This is a genomic window from Bacillus sp. FSL K6-6540, assembly GCF_038007545.1.
Map to the genome: position 1 here is coordinate 4,831,329 of NZ_JBBOXH010000001.1, position 17,864 is coordinate 4,849,192.

17 protein-coding genes are annotated in these 17,864 nt (G+C 51.1%); 1 reads left to right on the forward strand and 16 read right to left on the reverse strand.

The annotated features are described in order from the left end of the window. Positions 1 to 19: 19 nt before the first annotated feature. Both MHH82_RS21325 and MHH82_RS21330 read right to left on the reverse strand, forming a co-directional pair. Positions 20 to 901 (reverse strand): carbohydrate ABC transporter permease, encoded by an 882-nt coding sequence (locus tag MHH82_RS21325; RefSeq protein ID WP_036663954.1) that lies wholly within the window; start codon positions 899 to 901, stop codon positions 20 to 22. Positions 902 to 917: 16 nt separating this feature from the next. Beyond that, entirely contained in the window at positions 918 to 1,841 is a 924-nt protein-coding gene (locus tag MHH82_RS21330; protein ID WP_085982522.1) for an ABC transporter permease, read from the reverse strand. A gap of 508 nt (positions 1,842 to 2,349) precedes the next feature. Here MHH82_RS21330 and MHH82_RS21335 point away from each other — a divergent pair. Beyond that, the gene (locus MHH82_RS21335; RefSeq protein ID WP_015736352.1) at positions 2,350 to 3,390 is read left to right on the forward strand and encodes a LacI family DNA-binding transcriptional regulator; all 1,041 of its coding nucleotides are present in this window, start codon (positions 2,350 to 2,352) and stop codon (positions 3,388 to 3,390) included. A gap of 103 nt (positions 3,391 to 3,493) precedes the next feature. On the opposite strand, the gene ylqF is transcribed toward MHH82_RS21335, so the two are convergent. The 14 genes from ylqF to trhA all read right to left on the reverse strand — a co-directional run bounded on the left by ylqF (position 3,494) and on the right by trhA (position 17,850). Next, positions 3,494 to 4,360, reverse strand: coding sequence for a ribosome biogenesis GTPase YlqF (ylqF, locus tag MHH82_RS21340; protein ID WP_015736353.1), 867 nt, complete (start codon positions 4,358 to 4,360; stop codon positions 3,494 to 3,496). 61 nt (positions 4,361 to 4,421) lie between these two features. Further along, the gene (gene lepB / locus MHH82_RS21345; RefSeq protein ID WP_036663956.1) at positions 4,422 to 5,036 is read right to left on the reverse strand and encodes a signal peptidase I; all 615 of its coding nucleotides are present in this window, start codon (positions 5,034 to 5,036) and stop codon (positions 4,422 to 4,424) included. A 102-nt stretch (positions 5,037 to 5,138) separates the two neighbouring features. Further along, a complete protein-coding gene (gene rplS / locus MHH82_RS21350) occupies positions 5,139 to 5,483 on the reverse strand; it encodes a 50S ribosomal protein L19 (RefSeq protein ID WP_015736355.1) in 345 nt (114 codons plus the stop codon). Between the two features lie 234 nt (positions 5,484 to 5,717). Beyond that, on the reverse strand, positions 5,718 to 5,861 hold the full coding sequence (locus MHH82_RS21355) for a hypothetical protein (protein ID WP_162939111.1): 144 nt from the start codon (positions 5,859 to 5,861) through the stop codon (positions 5,718 to 5,720). A 113-nt stretch (positions 5,862 to 5,974) separates the two neighbouring features. After that, a complete protein-coding gene (locus tag MHH82_RS21360) occupies positions 5,975 to 9,511 on the reverse strand; it encodes a beta strand repeat-containing protein (RefSeq protein ID WP_445661978.1) in 3,537 nt (1,178 codons plus the stop codon). Between the two features lie 27 nt (positions 9,512 to 9,538). Then, a protein-coding gene (locus MHH82_RS21365; protein ID WP_248931314.1) for an IS3 family transposase occupies positions 9,539 to 10,689 on the reverse strand; the annotation gives its coding sequence in 2 pieces (ribosomal slippage) (positions 9,539 to 10,434 and positions 10,434 to 10,689; 1,152 coding nt in all). 30 nt (positions 10,690 to 10,719) lie between these two features. Beyond that, positions 10,720 to 13,110 carry a collagen-like protein gene (locus MHH82_RS21370; RefSeq protein ID WP_340967815.1) on the reverse strand — a complete coding sequence of 797 codons (2,391 nt, stop codon included), beginning with the start codon at positions 13,108 to 13,110 and terminating at the stop codon, positions 10,720 to 10,722. 165 nt (positions 13,111 to 13,275) lie between these two features. After that, positions 13,276 to 14,094 (reverse strand): tRNA (guanosine(37)-N1)-methyltransferase TrmD, encoded by an 819-nt coding sequence (gene trmD, locus MHH82_RS21375; protein ID WP_036663959.1) that lies wholly within the window; start codon positions 14,092 to 14,094, stop codon positions 13,276 to 13,278. A gap of 3 nt (positions 14,095 to 14,097) precedes the next feature. Continuing rightward, positions 14,098 to 14,619 (reverse strand): ribosome maturation factor RimM, encoded by a 522-nt coding sequence (gene rimM / locus MHH82_RS21380; protein ID WP_277746404.1) that lies wholly within the window; start codon positions 14,617 to 14,619, stop codon positions 14,098 to 14,100. A 112-nt stretch (positions 14,620 to 14,731) separates the two neighbouring features. Next, positions 14,732 to 14,962, reverse strand: a complete 231-nt coding sequence (locus MHH82_RS21385) for a KH domain-containing protein (protein WP_006211360.1) — start codon at positions 14,960 to 14,962, stop codon at positions 14,732 to 14,734. A 21-nt stretch (positions 14,963 to 14,983) separates the two neighbouring features. Continuing rightward, positions 14,984 to 15,256, reverse strand: coding sequence for a 30S ribosomal protein S16 (gene rpsP / locus MHH82_RS21390; protein ID WP_006211361.1), 273 nt, complete (start codon positions 15,254 to 15,256; stop codon positions 14,984 to 14,986). A gap of 48 nt (positions 15,257 to 15,304) precedes the next feature. Continuing rightward, positions 15,305 to 16,687, reverse strand: a complete 1,383-nt coding sequence (gene ffh / locus MHH82_RS21395; RefSeq protein WP_009594989.1) for a signal recognition particle protein — start codon at positions 16,685 to 16,687, stop codon at positions 15,305 to 15,307. Positions 16,688 to 16,708: 21 nt separating this feature from the next. Beyond that, on the reverse strand, positions 16,709 to 17,065 hold the full coding sequence (locus MHH82_RS21400; protein ID WP_009594991.1) for a putative DNA-binding protein: 357 nt from the start codon (positions 17,063 to 17,065) through the stop codon (positions 16,709 to 16,711). Positions 17,066 to 17,202: 137 nt separating this feature from the next. Continuing rightward, complete coding sequence (gene trhA / locus MHH82_RS21405; protein ID WP_015736361.1) at positions 17,203 to 17,850, reverse strand: PAQR family membrane homeostasis protein TrhA; 648 nt, start codon at positions 17,848 to 17,850, stop codon at positions 17,203 to 17,205. Positions 17,851 to 17,864 lie beyond the last annotated feature (14 nt).

Genomic DNA, 17,864 nt, shown 5'->3' on the forward strand with positions numbered 1-17,864 from the left:
CTATGTTGAAGGCGGCCCCCTATTTGAGAGAGCCTACCATAACACCTTTCTCGAAGTACTTTTGGAAGAACGGATACATAATCAATAGCGGAAGGCTGGAGATCACGATCGCCGAATATTTAATCATTTCCGAGAGCCGTTTCAGCTCCGCCATCGCAAGCTGGTCGCTGATCATGCCCGGCGCAGCCTGGTTTTGTATGAGAATCGATCGTAGAACGAGCTGCAGCGGGTGCAGCTTGGGATCGTCCAGATAGATCATGGCATCGAAGAATGCGTTCCACTGGCCTACGAAGGCATACAGCGCGAGCACGAAGATAATGGGCTTGGATAGCGGCAGAACGATCCGAACAAAGATTTTCATATCGGTAGCCCCATCCACATTGGCCGCCTCCTTCAATTCATTCGGCACCCCTTTGAAGAAAGTTCGGGACAATATGATGTTCCACACATTCACCGCGCCGGGGATGATTACGGCCCATACCGTATTGAGCATACCAAGCTCCCTTACAAGCAAATACGTAGGAATCAATCCGCCTCCGAAAAAAATGGTGATAATGAACAACGTCATGAAAAAATGGCGTCCGGCCAGCCGGTTCTCCGAAAGTGCGTATCCCGCACAGACCGATACCGTTACCGTGAGAAGGGCAAAGGCTGTCGAATAGAAAACGGCATTGCCAAATCCGCGGAGCATCGCGGGATTGGACAGAATCATCTGATATCCTTCCAGGCTCCAATCGGAGATTTTAAAAGATAGTCCTTGATTCAGCAGCACGGTGGGATCCATGAACGAGGCCACCACAATGTAAACCAATGGAACGACAACGACTAATACGGCAAGCGTTAAAAAGATCGCATTTAATGACAACAGAAAGCGGTCGAAGCGTGAATGTTTGACGGCCATGAGTATGACTCCTTTCCTAGTAGAGGCCTTCGCCTTCATTGAGTTTTCTGACAATAAAGTTCACCGTTACGAGCAAAATGACATTGATGACGGAGTTGAATAAACCAACGGCTGCGGAGTACGCATAATCGCCTGACTGTAGGCCGACCTTGTACACATAGGTAGCGATAATCTCCGAAGTAGGAAGATTCATCGAGGTTTGCATCAGATAAGCCTTTTCAAAGCCTATGGACATAATGCCCCCTGCCGCCAGTATGAAGACGATCGCCATAATCGGTCTAATCGTAGGCAGATCGATATGTCGGATGCGCTGGAGAAGGTTAGCTCCGTCCAGGCTGGCCGCGTTATGCAGCTCGGGATCCACATTCGCAAGAGCAGCCACATAGATAATGGAGGCCCATCCGGCACCCTGCCATATATCTGATAGAATATAAATCCACCTGAAGTATTCCGGCTGCGACATAAACATCAGCGGACTTCCCGTCATCCAAATGACCAATTGATTGATCGGCCCCGTCGGGGACAAGAAGATAAACAGCATCCCGACAATGACGACCACCGAGATGAAATTGGGCGCGTACAGGAACAGCTGAATATTTTTCTTGACTGCCGCTTTGCGAACCTGGTTTAACATGAGCGCAAGCAGGATCGGCACCGGGAAGCTAAAGATAAGACCAAAAAAACTCAATTTAAGCGTATTCATAAAAATGACGTCAAAGTTTGGCGAGGCGATAAATTTTTCAAAATGCTTGAGCCCGACCCACTCGCTCCCGAGGATTCCTTTAATCGGGCTGAAATCCTTAAATGCGATAACGGCACCGTACATCGGAACGTACTTGAAAATAAGGGTCAATATAAGTGCCGGAGCCAGCAGTATGTACAGAAAATAGTTTTTCTTGACGAAAGCGAGCGTTCGCCCTGCGGAGCTCCGTCCCTTGATTACCCCTGCCCCCTGATTGGCTGGTTCCACTGAATGTCTCAAACCTGTTCCCCCGTTCTTTCTAGAGAAGTTTACATATTGCTTACAGAAAAGGCTTTCATTTTTCACTTATGTTGAATGTCGCTTTTACAATTTATCAAATGATGTAACACCAGTCAATATAATTTGTAAAAATAAATTTGTGCAATTGACAATAAAATTTGTTCATTTATTTCGTCAATTTGTCATAAACACGGGTAACCCATGTCGGTCTTTTCGTAAAATTACGGACATCCACCCTTTCCACTGTTATTAGATGATGTTTTAACAAATGTAAAGGAATAGCGAAGTGGATTCCAACTTAATCTCCGCTATTTAAATGTAAAATCAATTGTGCATTTGTAAAGTTAAGGTTGCTATTTGGGCTAATCTATTATACATTTGATTTAAGATATTCAGAGGTCATTAGCAACTGGAAGAAACAGCGGACCTTCGTATGAACTTGATCATTTGAGGTGAAATCAGATACATGACGAAAGAAAAAGTCACAATTCAAGATATTGCCGATGCCCTGGGGATCTCCAGAAATACGGCATCCAAGGCTTTGAACGGGAGCGAAAGTATTCCGGACGAGACGCGCAGCAAGGTTATCCGAAAAGCGATTGAACTGAAATACAAACAGTTTGCTTTCATGGAGACGGACAATCTGCTGACCAAAAACCCGGGAAATATCGCTCTTCTGACGGCGAATCTTCCAAGCACCTCCCATTTTGGCTCGCGATTAATCAGTGGGCTTGAGAAACGAATCAGCGCGGAAGGCTATAACCTGTCCATTCATATTGTCCGGGACATTGATCGAAGCTCTCGGACACTGCCTAACAATTTTGAATCCTCCAAAGTGGATGGCATCATATGTATTGAGTTATTTGATATGGAATACAGCAGGGAGCTCACAAGTCTGGGCTTGCCTACGGTATTTATCGATTGTGCAGCTGACATGTTCTACCCGGACTTACAGGCGGATTTGCTTCTGATGGAGAATGAACACAGCACCTGCCATATGACCAAGCGGCTCATCGAGCAGGGCTACGCGTCTTTGGGATTCATCGGGGACATCCAGCACTGCAAGAGCTTTAACGAACGCTGGGTGGGATTTAATCGGGCTTTGACCGAGATGGGGATCCGGCTGGATCCGGAACAGTGTGTCCTAAACCCGGACCGTGAGTTTTTCTCCGAGTCCGACTGGATGGAGAAGCGGCTGAAACAGATGAAACCGTTGCCGTCTGCTTTTGTATGCGCCAATGATTTTATTGCGGTCAATGTGATGAAAGCCTTGAAGAATAGCCATATCGCCATCCCCGGCGACATTGCCGTATGCGGCTTCGATAATGCGCCTGAATCGCGCATCGTTGAACCCCATTTATCAACGGTACATATCTATAGCGATGAAATGGGAATTGCTGCGGCTAACATGCTGTTGTCCCGGGTGAAAGAACCGGCGCTGCCCTATCAAGTCACCCATATCCAAACCAAGCCGATCTTCAGGGCATCTACCGAAAAAACAGACTAGTTTTATCCTTTACAAGAAAAAAGAACCGTTCTGCCGGTATTCGGCTGAACGGTTCTTTCGGTTTAATGGGGTGGGAGAGACAGTGCATTCTCCCTTAAACGAATCAATAAGGCGATTCCATGGAATATCGACCAAGCTTCCCTGCGCGAAGCTCACGCAGGAATAGGCTCGAGGCTTTTTCCAGATCGACTCTTCCGCCGCTTACGATACAGCCGCGTTTTCTTCCGATCGCCTCCATGACCGCGACGATTTCATCCGGGTTGTCCAGATCCGTCGGGCGCTCCTTCAGGTCAAAGCGCTCGCTCATCGTTTCCCAGTAATAATTGGCGAAATATTTGATCGCAAAAAAGGCAATATCCTCTACGTTCAATATTTCCTCTTTAATCGCGCCGGTTACCGCTAAGCGGTATCCTACATTCTGATCCTCGAACTTCGGCCACAGAATACCGGGGGTATCCAGCAATTCCATCTCACCGCCGGCAACCTTGATCCACTGCTGTCCTTTCGTGACGCCTGGACGGTCTCCCGTCTCCGCGATGTTACGACCGGCAAGCCGGTTAATCAGCGTGGATTTGCCCACATTCGGTATGCCTACAATCAACACGCGCATCGCTCTCGGGTTCATGCCCTTGGCGATTTGTTTGTCGATCTTCTCTTTCAGTAGCAGCTTAATCTGGTTCGGAATATCCTTAACGCCTGTCCCCGTGGATGCATCGACGGGAAAAGCCGTCAGCCCAGCTTCTTTAAAATAGGCCTGCCATTGCCTTGTAACCTCAGGATCGGCCAAATCGGCTTTATTCATAATAACGAGCCGCGGCTTGCCCTGCAAAATCTCGTCAATCATCGGATTTCGGCTTGAGAGCGGAAGCCTCGCATCGATCAGTTCTATAACGGCATCGATCAGCTTCAGCTTCTCCTGAATTTGACGGCGCGCTTTGGTCATATGTCCAGGAAACCATTGTATTGTCAAACGTCGTCACCTCTACTTTGCTCTGCAAACTTTCATCGTTTCTATAGCGCCATGCGGCTGGCTAATGGTTGATGAGCCCTATGTCTTTAATCGGCCAGAAAATCAAGTCTGCTCGACCGATAATATCCCCCAAAGGAACATATCCTATCATTCGGGAGTCGGTACTGTTGGAGCGGTTATCCCCCATCACGAACACATGGCCCTCCGGGACAACGCCGTCCTGAACAAACGAGTTCGGAAAATCCGTGTTATTGTATAATCGATTTTCAGCATGGGCTTGATCAATTGCTTCCTGTATGTAGGTTTCATTCACAGGTTCCCCGTTGACAAGCACTTTATCGCCTTCCACTTTAACCGTATCACCGGCAACCGCGATCACGCGTTTAATGAAATCCCTGCCCTCGTCAGGAACATGGAACACGATAACTTCGCCACGCTCGGGTTTGCGGATATCATATAAAATCTCGTTGACGATCAGCTTCTGATTCGAAACAAAGTTAGGTTCCATCGATGGTCCCTGTACAATAAACGGTTTAAAGAGAAGCCAGCGAATGAGAACGACGAGAACCAGCGCAATGAGAAGAGCCTTCAGCCATTCTACAAGCTCGTTCTTAGCCTTTTTGGCCGGTTTCCCCACGTTGGTTTCAATGGCCTCCTGGTGTTGATCTTTCTCCATAATCCACCGTCCTTCCCTGTAGATCGCTTTCGCATGATAACGATTTTTGGATATACAAAAGGGGCTTGTATATACGCACAAGCCCCTTTTACCGCCTTGTAATTAACGACGAATTTCTTTAATTCTCGCTGCTTTACCGCGCAGTTCACGAAGATAATAAAGCTTCGCACGACGCACTTTACCACGGCGAGCCACTTCGATTTTATCGATTTTAGGCGAGTTGATTGGGAAAGTTCTTTCCACACCAACACCGTAAGAAATTTTACGAACGGTAAAAGTCTCACTGATTCCGCCACCGCGACGTTTAATTACTACACCTTCAAACAACTGGATACGCTCACGAGTTCCCTCGATAACCTTAACGTGTACTTTTAAAGTATCACCAGGACGAAAGCTCGGAATATCTTTACGAAGTTGTTCTTGAGTAATCGCTTGAACGATATTCATCTATGACTCCCTCCTCTCACACAGGTGTTCTTGCATCTTCCGGAAACTCTATGTATTTCCTTCATTATCCGCAGCGGACCACCGTATTCACAACAAAAGAAATAGTAACATATTTTGCTGACTGAATCAAGTATTTTATCTTTACACCCTCATCTATAAACCCGCACAACGCTCACTGGTCTTTAAAAAACCACTTCCAGCATGAAGATCATGCCGGAAGCGGTTAGGCTGAACTTAATTTACGCTTTCTTTCGAGTCATGCAAGCCTTTGTGGCGCTTGCCATAGTATTCAAGGATGTCGTCTACCGTTTGGAATTGAACTTCAGTATGGTTTGTTTCTTCTATTTTTGCTTCCTGTTGTTGTCGATGTTCTGTCATGACAAGATGCCTCCCAGTAATCTCAAGTGTTTCTCCAGATACATATTACCCACCGAAGGAGACGATGCATCAACCATATTAAAAAAATTGACACTGAAGTATACAATATTGGGCTATGAGCCAATTCTAAAGATAGAAATTCTTGCAGCGGTTTGCGGTGCCGTTATCGATTTACTAACCGGCGATAAATTATAGAGCCCAACGGTATTACCTGCACTTAAATTGATGACGGCAGATCCTGATACCTCGGCGTTGGCTGAATTCGAGTTCATGTTCGCTGTGTTTGTCGTATTACCGTTGACAACGACTCCGAAAGTATTAGGCGCTGACGAACCCGTTTCGAGCGAAATCTGCCAGTCAAAGTAGTAGAAGCCAGCTGTCACGATGGTCAGCGTCGTGGTACCGTTAAAGGTTACACCTTGAAGTGTGCTTGTTGAAAAAGTAACCGGTGAATTGGTAGCCACATTTTGAACGACTCCATTGCTGGCATAGATCACACTACCGCCCACGAGGGTAGTAGACCCGGTTGGACCCGTCGGGCCTGCCGGACCTGTTGCACCGGTTGCTCCTGTTACCCCCGTGGCTCCCGTTGCTCCGGTTGCTCCTGTGACTCCCATTGCCCCAGTTACTCCAGTTGCTCCCGTGGCCCCCGTTGCTCCTCTTTCTCCTGTTGCACCCGTTACACCAGTTACTCCTGTTGCTCCGGTGGCTCCGGTTGCCCCTGTTACCCCGGTTGCTCCTGTTACTCCTGTTGCTCCCGTGGCCCCCGTTGCTCCTCTTTCTCCTGTTGCACCCGTTACACCAGTTACTCCTGTTGCTCCGGTGGCTCCGGTTGCCCCTGTTACCCCGGTTGCTCCTGTTACTCCTGTTGCTCCCGTGGCCCCCGTTGCTCCTCTTTCTCCTGTTGCTCCTGTTGCTCCGGTTGCACCAGTTACTCCTGTTGCTCCCGTTGCTCCTGTTGCCCCTGTTACTCCGGTTGCTCCTGTTACCCCCGTTGCTCCTGTTGCTCCTGTTACCCCCGTTGCTCCTGTTGCACCAGTTATTCCTGTTGCTCCTCTTTCCCCAGTTACACCTGTTGCTCCTGTTGCTCCTGTTGCTCCTGTCGCTCCTGTTACCCCAGTTGCTCCCGTAGCTCCTGTTGCTCCCGTTGCTCCTGTTACTCCTGTGGCTCCTGTGGCTCCTGTGGCTCCTGTTGCTCCGGTTGCACCAGTTACCCCGGTTGCTCCTGTTACCCCAGTTGCTCCCGTTGCTCCTCTTTCTCCTGTTGCTCCCGTTGCTCCCGTTGCTCCTCTTTCTCCTGTTGCTCCCGTGGCTCCTGTTACCCCGGTTGCTCCGGTTGCTCCGGTTGCTCCAGTTATTCCTGTTGCTCCAGTGGCTCCCGTTGCTCCGGTTGCACCAGTTACTCCGGTTGCTCCCGTGGCCCCCGTTGCTCCGGTTGTTCCGGTTGCTCCTGTTACCCCGGCTGCTCCTGTTGCCCCAGTTTCTCCTGTTGCCCCTGTTACTCCTGTCGCTCCAGTTACCCCAGTTGCTCCTGTCTCTCCGGTTGCTCCCCTTGCACCCGTGGCTCCTGTTTCACCCGTTGCTCCTGTTACCCCTGTTACTCCTGTCGCTCCTGTTACCCCAGTTGCTCCGGTTGCTCCGGTTGCTCCTGTTCCTCCCGTTGCACCAATTTCTCCTGTTTCACCCGTTGCTCCTGTAGCTCCTGTTACTCCTGTTGCTCCGGTTGCTCCCGTGGCTCCCGTCTCCCCAGTGGCTCCGGTTGCTCCCGTTCCTCCCGTGGCCCCTGTAGCTCCCGTGGCTCCTGTTACCCCAGTTGCTCCTGTCTCTCCGATGGCACCCGTTGCACCCGTGGCTCCTGTTTCACCCGTTGCTCCTGTCTCTCCTGTTACTCCTGTTGCCCCTGTTGCTCCTGTTGCCCCTGTTACTCCTGTTGCCCCAGTTTCTCCTGTTGCCCCTGTTACTCCTGTCGCTCCAGTTACCCCAGTTGCTCCTGTCTCTCCGGTTGCTCCCCTTGCACCCGTGGCTCCTGTTTCACCCGTTGCTCCTGTTACCCCTGTTGCTCCTGTTGCTCCTGTTGCACCAGTTTCTCCTGCTGCCCCTGTCGCTCCTGCTACCCCCGTTGCTCCTGTTGCACCAGTTTCTCCGGTTTCTCCTGTTGATCCTGTTTCCCCCGTCGCTCCTGTTACCCCCATTGCTCCTGTTGCACCAGTTTCTCCGGTTGCTCCCGTAGCTCCTGTCGCTCCCGTAGCTCCTGTTGCCCCTGTTCCTCCTGTTGCTCCCGTTACCCCGATGGCTCCTGTTGCCCCTGTTACTCCCATTACCCCTGTTGCTCCTGTTGCACCCGTTTCTCCTGTTACTCCTGTTGCTCCCGCTTCTCCTGTTGCTCCTGTCGCTCCCGTTGCACCCGTTTCACCCGTTGCACCTGTCGCTCCTGTTACTCCTGTTGCTCCTGTTGCTCCTGTTACCCCCGTTGCTCCTGTTGCTCCTGTTACCCCCGTTGCTCCTGTAGCTCCCGTTACTCCTGCCGTTCCAGTAGCTCCTGTTACCCCTGTTGCTCCAGTATCTCCAGTTGCCCCTGTTACCCCCGTAGCTCCTGTTGCCCCTGTTACCCCCGTAGCTCCTGTTGCCCCTGTTGCTCCTGTTGCACCCGTTTCACCTGTAGCTCCTGTTGATCCGGTTGCTCCTGTTACCCCTGTTGCTCCCGTTGTGCCTGTAGCTCCCGTTGCACCTGTTACTCCCGTTTCTCCTGTTGTTCCCGTTGCACCTGTTACCCCAATTGCTCCTGTTGCCCCAGTTGCTCCTGTTACACCCGTTTCTCCTGTCGCTCCCGTAGCTCCTGTTACCCCCATTGCTCCTGTTGCACCAGTTTCTCCGGTTGCTCCCGTAGCTCCTGTCGCTCGCTCCGTAGCTCCTGTTGCCCCTGTTCCTCCTGTTGCTCCCGTTACCCCGATGGCTCCTGTTGCCCCTGTTACTCCCATTACCCCTGTTGCTCCTGTTGCACCCGTTTCTCCTGTTACTCCTGTTGCTCCCGCTTCTCCTGTTGCTCCTGTCGCTCCCGTTGCACCCGTTTCACCCGTTGCACCTGTCGCTCCTGTTACTCCTGTTGCTCCTGTTGCTCCTGTTACCCCCGTTGCTCCTGTTGCTCCTGTTACCCCCGTTGCTCCTGTAGCTCCCGTTACTCCTGCCGCTCCAGTAGCTCCTGTTACCCCTGTTGCTCCAGTATCTCCAGTTGCCCCTGTTACCCCCGTAGCTCCTGTTGCCCCTGTTACCCCCGTAGCTCCTGTTGCCCCTGTTGCTCCTGTTGCACCCGTTTCACCTGTAGCTCCTGTTGATCCGGTTGCTCCTGTTACCCCTGTTGCTCCCGTTGTGCCTGTAGCTCCCGTTGCACCTGTTACTCCCGTTTCTCCTGTTGTTCCCGTTGCACCTGTTACCCCAATTGCTCCTGTTGCCCCAGTTGCTCCTGTTACACCCGTTTCTCCTGTCGCTCCCGTAGCTCCTGTTACCCCAGTTGCTCCAGTCTCTCCAGTGGTACCTGTTGCTCCCGTAGCTCCTATCACTCCCGTTGCACCCGTGGCTCCTGTTGCTCCGGTTGCACCAGTTATTCCTGTTGCTCCCGTTGCTCCTGTTGCACCAGTTTGTACCTCTGTCAATAGAGTAGACACAAAGAATCGAGAAAATTATGCGGCAGATCGGTACATACGTTCGCACTCATTGGGCGTAGAATACCCAATCGCGGAATGGATTCGTTTTCCATTGTAGAAGCAGGTAATATATTCAAAAATGCGTTTCTTGGCTTGCTTGCGTGTTTTGAACTTCTCCAAGTAGACAAGTTCTTTCTTAAGCACACTGTGGAACGATTCAATACACGCATTATCGTAGCAGTTCCCTTTGCGGCTCATACTGCCTTTCATCTTGTAGGTGCGCAGCCGCGCCTGGTAGTCATGAGAAGCGTACTGGCTGCCGCGATCCGAATGATGCAGAACCTCTTCGCACGGTCGCTGCTGGCTGTGGGCGCGGTCCAGCGCCGTTAACACGAGTTCTTTCGTCATTCGCTCATCCATGTGAAATCCAACGATTTTACGACTGTACAGGTCCATGATGCTTGCCAGGTATAGCCACCCCTCATCGGTCGGGATATACGTAATATCAGCCACCCAGGCCTTGTTTGGAGCGGACGGATTAAACTCGCGGTTCAACACGTTCTCTTGGACAGGCAGGTTGTGCTTCGAGTTGGTTGTGGCCTTGTATTTCTTCACCGTGCGAGAACGTAAACCCAGCTCCTTCATGATCCGAGCGACTGTTTTCTCGGACACTCGTATGCCCTGCTTGTGCAGTTCTTTTGCTACTTTGGGGCTTCCATATAATCGACGGGATTCTAGAAAGATACGACGGATCCGCCGCTCCAGCTTGCGACGTCGCTTTTCACGTTTGCTGGCTTTTCGCTGGGTCCATTTGTAATAGCCGCTTCGGGATACTTCAAAGGCTTCGCACATCTTCGAGACTCGGCACTTGAAGCGATGATCGTGGATGAAGGCATAGATCAGCGCCGGTCTTTGGCGAAGTAGTGCATCGCCTTTTTTAAGATGTCGTTCTCCTCTTCCAGATCACGAAGGCGTTTCTGAAGATCTCTCATTGCTTTATCGTCGGCTTTCAGTTGCCCACTGCCTGGAAAGGCCTGTGCGCCGTCTTTCTTGTATTCCGCCATCCAACGATACAGGGTGTTGTCGCTGATCCCCAGTTCGCGGGCGACCTGCGCCACCGCTTTCCCTTCTTCCTGGATCATCTGAATCGTTTGCAGTTTAAATTCTTTATCGTATTTTTTCGTCATGGTAGCACCTCGAATTTGGATAGATTCATTTTACCCGATTCTCGGTTCTCCATGTCTACTTTTTAGTCTAGCAGCAGTTACTCCTGTTGCTCCCGTGGCCCCCGTTGCTCCTGTTACCCCGGTTGCTCCTGTTGCCCCAGTTTCTCCTGTTGCCCCTGTTACTCCAGTCGCTCCAGTTACCCCAGTTGCTCCTGTTACCCCTGTTGCTCCGGTTGCTCCGGTTATCCCCGTTGCTCCTGTCTCTCCGGTCGCTCCTGTTACCCCGGTTGCCCCTGTTTCTCCGGTTACTCCTGTTGCTCCTGTGGCCCCCGTTGCTCCTGTTGTTCCGGTTGCTCCTGTTACCCCGGCTGCTCCTGTTGCCCCAGTTTCTCCTGTGGCTCCCGTTGCACCAGTTACTCCTGTTGCTCCCGTTGCTCCCGTTGCTCCCGTTGCCCCCGTTGCTCCCGTTGCCCCCGTTGCTCCTCTTTCTCCTGTTGCTCCCGTTGCACCAGTTACTCCTGTTGCCCCCGTTGCTCCGGTTGCTCCTGTTACCCCGGTTGCCCCTGTTTCTCCGGTTACTCCTGTCGCTCCGGTTGCACCCGTAACTCCCGTTGCTCCACTAACTCCCGTTGCACCCGTTTCACCTGTCGCTCCTGTTATTCCTGTTGCTCCGGTTGCTCCGGTTGCCCCTGTTTCTCCGGTTACTCCTGTCGCTCCTGTTACCCCAGTTGCTCCCGTAGTTCCTGTTGCTCCCGTGGCTCCCGTAGCTCCTGTTACTCCTGCCGCTCCTGTGGCACCTGTTACCCCAGTTGCTCCTGTCTCTCCGGTGGCTCCTGTTGCTCCCGTTGCTCCTCTTTCTCCTGTTGCTCCCGTGGCTCCCGTCTCCCCAGTGGCTCCGGTTGCTCCCGTTCCTCCCGTGGCCCCTGTAGCTCCCGTGGCTCCTGTTACCCCAGTTGCTCCTGTCTCTCCGATGGCACCCGTTGCACCCGTGGCTCCTGTTGCACCCGTTGCTCCCGTCTCCCCAGTGGCTCCTGTTACTCCTGTTGCTCCTGTGGCTCCTGTTACCCCAGTTGCTCCTCTTTCTCCTGTTGCTCCCGTTGCACCTGTTGCACCAGTTTCACCTGCAGCTCCTGTCGCTCCTGTTGCCCCTGTTACTCCTGTTGCTCCAGTGGCTCCCGTTGCTCCTCTTTCTCCTGTTGCTCCCGTTGCTCCTGTCGCTCCGGTTACTCCTGTTGCTCCTGTTGCACCTGTTGCACCTGTAGCTCCTGTTGCCCCTGTTGCCCCAGTTACTCCAGTTGCACCCGTTGCTCCGGTTGCACCCATGGCTCCTCTTTCTCCTGTTGCTCCTGTAACTCCCGTAGCTCCTGTTGCTCCCGTTTCACCTGTTGTTCCTACTCCAGTTGACCCTCTTGCCCCTCTTACCCCTACCGCTCCCGTCGCTCCTCTTGCGCCTGCTGCACCCGTCGGCCCTCTTGCTCCCGTCGCTCCAGTTGACCCTCTTGCACCTGCTGCTCCCGTTGACCCCGCTGCCCCAGGAACACCCGGTACTCCTTCGGAACCTGTAGCTCCAGTTTCGCCCGTCGGTCCCGTTAGATCTTGTACATTTTCAACGAAATCCTGCATCATCATACTTTGAACGCTCTCGGCACTTATTCTTGAAACAGATAACAAAGAAAACAACAACCCATTCCGATCAGTTGTCGGTATATCCAAAGTTGTTACCGTTTCTCCAAGCATATTGGTATAATTCATCAATCGATCATTCACTTGCATCGGAGACGCGCCTTCCACCAGTGATGCCATTACGTCCTGGGACGCTGTCTGCAGAGCTTCCCGCTGCGCTGCAGAAGCGCCCAAACGGGATACTTGTTGATTGATATCTTCAAAAACAACTCCTAATCTATTGGCGGATTCCATCCCTGGATTCGTCACTGCGTCCGCAATATATAACGGGAGATTATCGACCAAGTTGTGTAATGGGATCAAATCCATTCTTTCTTGTGCATAACCCCATCTGTTGAGCGAACTGCTAATTTCAAGAACGGATGATCTAATCAATCTTCCTATTCCGATGCGCTCGGCATAAGAAAGGATAAGTACTGCAAAAAAGTTTATTCGATCTATAATTTCTCTGCTATTGTTCATATTAGAAATAACTAATACTTGTTCAGCGGCCATTCGGATAAATCGCTTTTCGCTTTTAGATAGTGACATATTGGAAGACAACAACATTTTTTGGATCCGTCGAACTTGTCTTTTTAGACGAATGAAGTTTTCATGTACCGGTTGCTCAATGAATATGCGGACAAGTGCTCTCAATTGGCGAAACGACCAAACCAGGCGACTCAACCAAAGCTCTCTTAACCTCGTTCGCCTGGGCGCTATTTTTCGTGAAGGCGTGCACTTCAATTTGCCGCGATTTCCTCTCCGTGGGGAATCCAATATGCTTCACTCCTCGTTCTGCTTCTCTACGACTCAGCAAACACCCATATCTGCAGACTATTCACTGGGCGAACAATAGGTTCGATATCTTACAGTTGAGCCGCAACAAAAAAAGAGAAGGCCCATTTACGAGAAGCCCTCTCTTTTCGTCATCCGTTATTCGTTTCATTTTGCCTTGCCGCTTTGGGCACGTAATTTCTCAAGATACACCATATCCTGTTTCGAAAGCTCCAGTTCCTCCAACAATTCAGGGCGTCTTTCCCATGTCCGTTTAAGCGCTTGTTCACGGCGCCATACATCGATATTCGCATGATGACCGCTTAGCAAAATATCCGGCACTTTCCAGCCGCGGAACTCCGCCGGACGTGTATAGTGCGGGTATTCCAGCAGGCCTGTACTGAATGAATCCGTCACCGCCGAAGTTTCATTCCCAAGTACACCCGGCAGCAATCGGACGACGGAATCGATGACCACCATGGCCGGCAGCTCTCCGCCGGTAAGTACGTAATCTCCGATGGATAACTCATCCGTCACGAGAAACTCGCGGATTCGTTCATCGTAACCTTCGTAATGCCCGCATATAAACACCAGATGCTCTTCTTGAGACAGCTCTTCCGCCTTCTTCTGCGTAAAAGTCTCTCCTTGCGGGCACATCAGAATGACTCGCGGAGGCTTGGCTGCGCCGGTGATTTCCGCCGAAATCTCTCCAGCAGGGTGAGCTCCCTCCCCATGATTCGAAATCTCATTCGGATCCGAAGCGAGGATGTCCTCTACCGCAGCAAAAATCGGGTCCGGTTTTAACACCATTCCGCCACCGCCGCCATATGGCGTATCGTCGACCTGCCCATGCTTGTTCCCGGCATACTGGCGGAAGTTGATGGCATTCAGGTTCACGATTTCTTTCTCGGCCGCTTTACCCAGAATGCTCGAATGGAACACGCCATCAAACATTTCGGGAAACAGCGTCAACACATCAATCCGCATGGACTATAACAACCCTTCCATAAGATGCACGCGGACAAGCTTCGATTCCTTGTCGACATCCAGTACGACATCCGGTATGGCCGGGAGAAGAATTTCTTTTCCCTTAGGCGTTTTGACAACCCATACGTCATTGGCGCCTGGCGTCAAAATCTCGGAAATCGTGCCAAGCTCCTCAGCCGGTTCCTCATCCGTTATCACCTTGCAACCAATGATCTCGTGGAAATAGTACTCGTTCTCCGGAAGCTCCTCCTGAAGATCCTCGGTGATTTTCAGCAGCGAGCCCTTATATTTTTCAGCCTCGTTAATCCCATGAAGCTCCTTGAATTTCAGGACATACATGTTTTTATGAAAGCGGGATGTTTCGACCGTTACTTCAATCTTATTCCCTTTGTCGGGAACGATATACAGCTTGCTCTTCGCGGCAAAACGCTGGTCGGCAAAATCCGTATGCGGCATGACCTTAACTTCGCCGCGAATGCCGTGCGTGTTCACGATTTTGCCTACGGTATACAACTTTTCAGACATGGTCTTCCTCCTGCATCACTTAATGAACGTTCTAAGCTGGTATGACCGGCTGATTTCTTCAGCATGTACGAAAAAGGGCTAGGACATGCATCCTAACCCCCTTTCGTATATTTTAAGAAATGATATCAACGGTCACCCGTTTATCCATTTTAACTGCCGCCGATGTAACGACTGTACGCAATGATTTGGCGATACGCCCTTGTTTGCCTATGACCTTCCCGACATCGTCAGGATGCACGTACAGTTCATATACAATCAAGTGCTCCTTCTCAACGGTTTTCACAGTCACATCTTCTGGATGATCCACTAAAGCCTTAGCAATAACGCGAACTAATTCTTCCATAGATAACCCTCGCGATCAGTCTTATTTCTGATGCTTCAGCTCATGAAACTTCTTCATTACGCCCGCTTTGCTAAGCAAGTTGCGAACCGTGTCAGATGCTTGCGCACCATTTTGAAGCCAGTTCAGTGCTTTCTCTTCATCGATCTTAACTTCAGCCGGTTGAGCAACCGGATTGTAATAACCGATTTCCTCGATAAAACGGCCGTCACGTGGGGAACGGGAATCAGAAACCACCACGCGGTAGAAAGGAGCCTTGTGAGCACCCATGCGTTTCAGACGAATACGTACTGCCATTTGAAAATTCACCTCCTTCAAAAAATGTCCATCCGATATAACCGGGGTTTAACGGAACGGAAACTTCATGCCTTTTCCGCCGGTCAGGCCCTTCAGCTGCTTCAAAGCCTTATTCTTGCCGCCTTTAGGACCCATCATATCCGAGAACTGTTTCATCACGCGGCGCATTTCGTCAAACTGCTTGATGAGCCGGTTCACTTCAGCCAGCGAGGTTCCGCTCCCGGCCGCAATCCGTTTACGACGGTTGTGATTGATAATGTCAGGCTGCTGCTTCTCCGCCGTTGTCATGGAGTGGACGATAGCCTCGATGCGTCCCATCTGCTTCTCGTCAACCTTGAGATCCTTGGCTTGCTTCATCTTGCCCATGCCTGGAATCATATCCATCAGCTGATCCAGAGGACCGAGCTTCTTCACCTGATCCATCTGCTCCAGGAAATCCTCAAACGTAAATTCGGCATTGCGCATTTTACGTTCCATTTCCTTGGCCTTGTCCGCATCAATGTTCGATTGTGCTTTCTCGATAAGAGACAGCATATCACCCATGCCGAGGATCCGCGATGCCATCCGTTCCGGATGGAACGGCTCGAGCGCATCAATCTTCTCCCCGAGCGCCGCAAATTTAATCGGACATCCGGTAACGGCCTTAACCGAGAGGGCAGCACCGCCTCGGGTGTCACCGTCCAGCTTTGTCAGCACGACGCCCGTGAGCGTCAGCTGCTGGTTGAAGCTTTCCGCGACATTCACCGCATCCTGACCCGTCATCGCATCAACGACAAGCAGGACTTCATCAGGATTCACCACGCTGTGGATCTGCTTCAATTCTTCCATCAGCTCTTCATCGACATGCAGCCGGCCGGCGGTATCGATAATGACATAATCGTGGCCGTTATCTTTGGCATGCTGTAGGCCCTGCTTCGCGATTTCAACCGGGCTTGTCTTGTCTCCTAAGGAGAATACCGGCACATTGATCTGATTGCCGAGCACTTCGAGCTGCTTGATCGCAGCGGGGCGATAGATGTCGCCTGCCACGAGCAGCGGTCGGCTGTTCTGCTTCTGAAGCAGCTTAGCCAGCTTTCCCGAGGTCGTTGTCTTACCGGCACCTTGCAAACCGGCCATCATAATGACCGTCGGCGGCTTATTGCTCTTCGCCAGCTTGGCTTGGCTTCCCCCCATCAACTCCGTCAGCTCTTTGTTAACGATGTCGATGATCACCATGCCGGGCGTAAAGCTGTCCATCACTTCCTTGCCGATGGCCTTCTCTTTTACTTTGGATACGAAATCCTTAACCACTTTGAAGTTAACGTCGGCTTCCAGAAGCGCGAGTCTAACTTCACGCATGGCGGCTGTTACATCTTCTTCGGACACCTTGCCTTTACCACGAAGCTTGCTGAACACATTCTGTAGTCTGCTGGTCAATCCTTCAAACGCCATATCCGCCACCTCCGTTCATACTTAATCCCATACTTTTAATCGTTCGACCATATCGGTCATTACATGCTTATCATGTTCGTCCAGGTCGCTAGTCTCCACCATTTCCCGAAACTTATCCAGCTCTCGGACACGCGCCTCATGCTTGCTCAGGAGTCCCAGCTTCTCTTCATAAGACTCGAGCACCTGCTCTGCGCGCTTAATATGCTCATAGACGGCCTGACGACTAATCTCAAATTCGCCGGCGATTTCACCCAGGGAAAAATCGTCATGGAAATAATATTTCAAAAAGGTCTGCTGTTTCTCTGTCAGCAGCTGCTCATAGAAATCGAACAGCAAATTGATCCGGTTCGTCTTCTCGAGCCGATTCTCCTGACTCATTTAAGGGCACCCCCTCGTCAAGGAAAAACACTTTACAGTTCGCTTAACGAACCTTATCATACAAAAAACGAAGAAGGATGTCAAGCCATTTCCCTTGTCATCCTTCATCATGCGCAGATAGCCGTCTTCCCAGCGGTTCAACCGATAGGCAGAAGGTAAATCAGTATCGCAAAAAAGTGGAGAATCGAGCCTGCCAGCACAAACAAATGCCAGATGGCATGATGGTACGGGAAGCCTCTCCATACATAGAAAATGGTACCCAGCGTGTACAGCACGCCGCCAAGAACAAGCAAATTCATGCCTTGAGGCGCGACTACCGCCGTTAACGGATTCCAGGCAATGACGATCAGCCAGCCCATCGCAATGTAGAAAATCGTGGAGAGGAACAGAAACTTTTTGACAAAAAACGCTTTAAATACGACGCCGAACAGCGCGATGCCCCATACGATTCCGAAGAGACTCCAGCCCAGCGGCCCCCGGATGGCGACCAACAGGAACGGCGTATAGGTCCCCGCGATAAACAAATAAATGGAAGAGTGGTCCATAAACTCAAAGAAATCCTTGGCTTTCCCGTCCCTCAAGCCGTGAACGAGCGTTGAGCTCAAATAGAGCAGAAGCATCGTGGATCCGTAGATCGTAAAGCTCACAACATGCCAGGCCGTGCCCTTCAAGCTTGAAAAAACGATCAGGAGCACCAGCGCGGCAACGCTTAACGCGGCTCCTATGCCATGCGTTATTGCGTTCGCTATCTCTTCTCTGCGCGGATAAGTGTAAGTATTGGCCATAACAGTATCCTTTC

Excerpts from the sequence above, each read along its gene's own strand:
- ffh (WP_009594989.1), bottom strand. The coding sequence starts at position 16,687 with ATGGCGTTTGAAGGATTGACCAGCAGACTACAGAATGTGTTCAGCAAG.
- trmD (WP_036663959.1), bottom strand. The coding sequence starts at position 14,094 with ATGCGGATTGATGTGTTGACGCTGTTTCCCGAAATGTTTGATGGCGTG.
- MHH82_RS21385 (WP_006211360.1), bottom strand. The coding sequence starts at position 14,962 with ATGGAAGAATTAGTTCGCGTTATTGCTAAGGCTTTAGTGGATCATCCA.
- MHH82_RS21325 (WP_036663954.1), bottom strand. The coding sequence starts at position 901 with ATGGCCGTCAAACATTCACGCTTCGACCGCTTTCTGTTGTCATTAAAT.
- rimM (WP_277746404.1), bottom strand. The coding sequence starts at position 14,619 with ATGTCTGAAAAGTTGTATACCGTAGGCAAAATCGTGAACACGCACGGC.
- rplS (WP_015736355.1), bottom strand. The coding sequence starts at position 5,483 with ATGAATATCGTTCAAGCGATTACTCAAGAACAACTTCGTAAAGATATT.
- MHH82_RS21355 (WP_162939111.1), bottom strand. The coding sequence starts at position 5,861 with ATGACAGAACATCGACAACAACAGGAAGCAAAAATAGAAGAAACAAAC.
- MHH82_RS21400 (WP_009594991.1), bottom strand. The coding sequence starts at position 17,065 with ATGAGTCAGGAGAATCGGCTCGAGAAGACGAACCGGATCAATTTGCTG.
- MHH82_RS21335 (WP_015736352.1), top strand. The coding sequence starts at position 2,350 with ATGACGAAAGAAAAAGTCACAATTCAAGATATTGCCGATGCCCTGGGG.
- rpsP (WP_006211361.1), bottom strand. The coding sequence starts at position 15,256 with ATGGCAGTACGTATTCGTCTGAAACGCATGGGTGCTCACAAGGCTCCT.
- trhA (WP_015736361.1), bottom strand. The coding sequence starts at position 17,850 with ATGGCCAATACTTACACTTATCCGCGCAGAGAAGAGATAGCGAACGCA.
- lepB (WP_036663956.1), bottom strand. The coding sequence starts at position 5,036 with ATGGAGAAAGATCAACACCAGGAGGCCATTGAAACCAACGTGGGGAAA.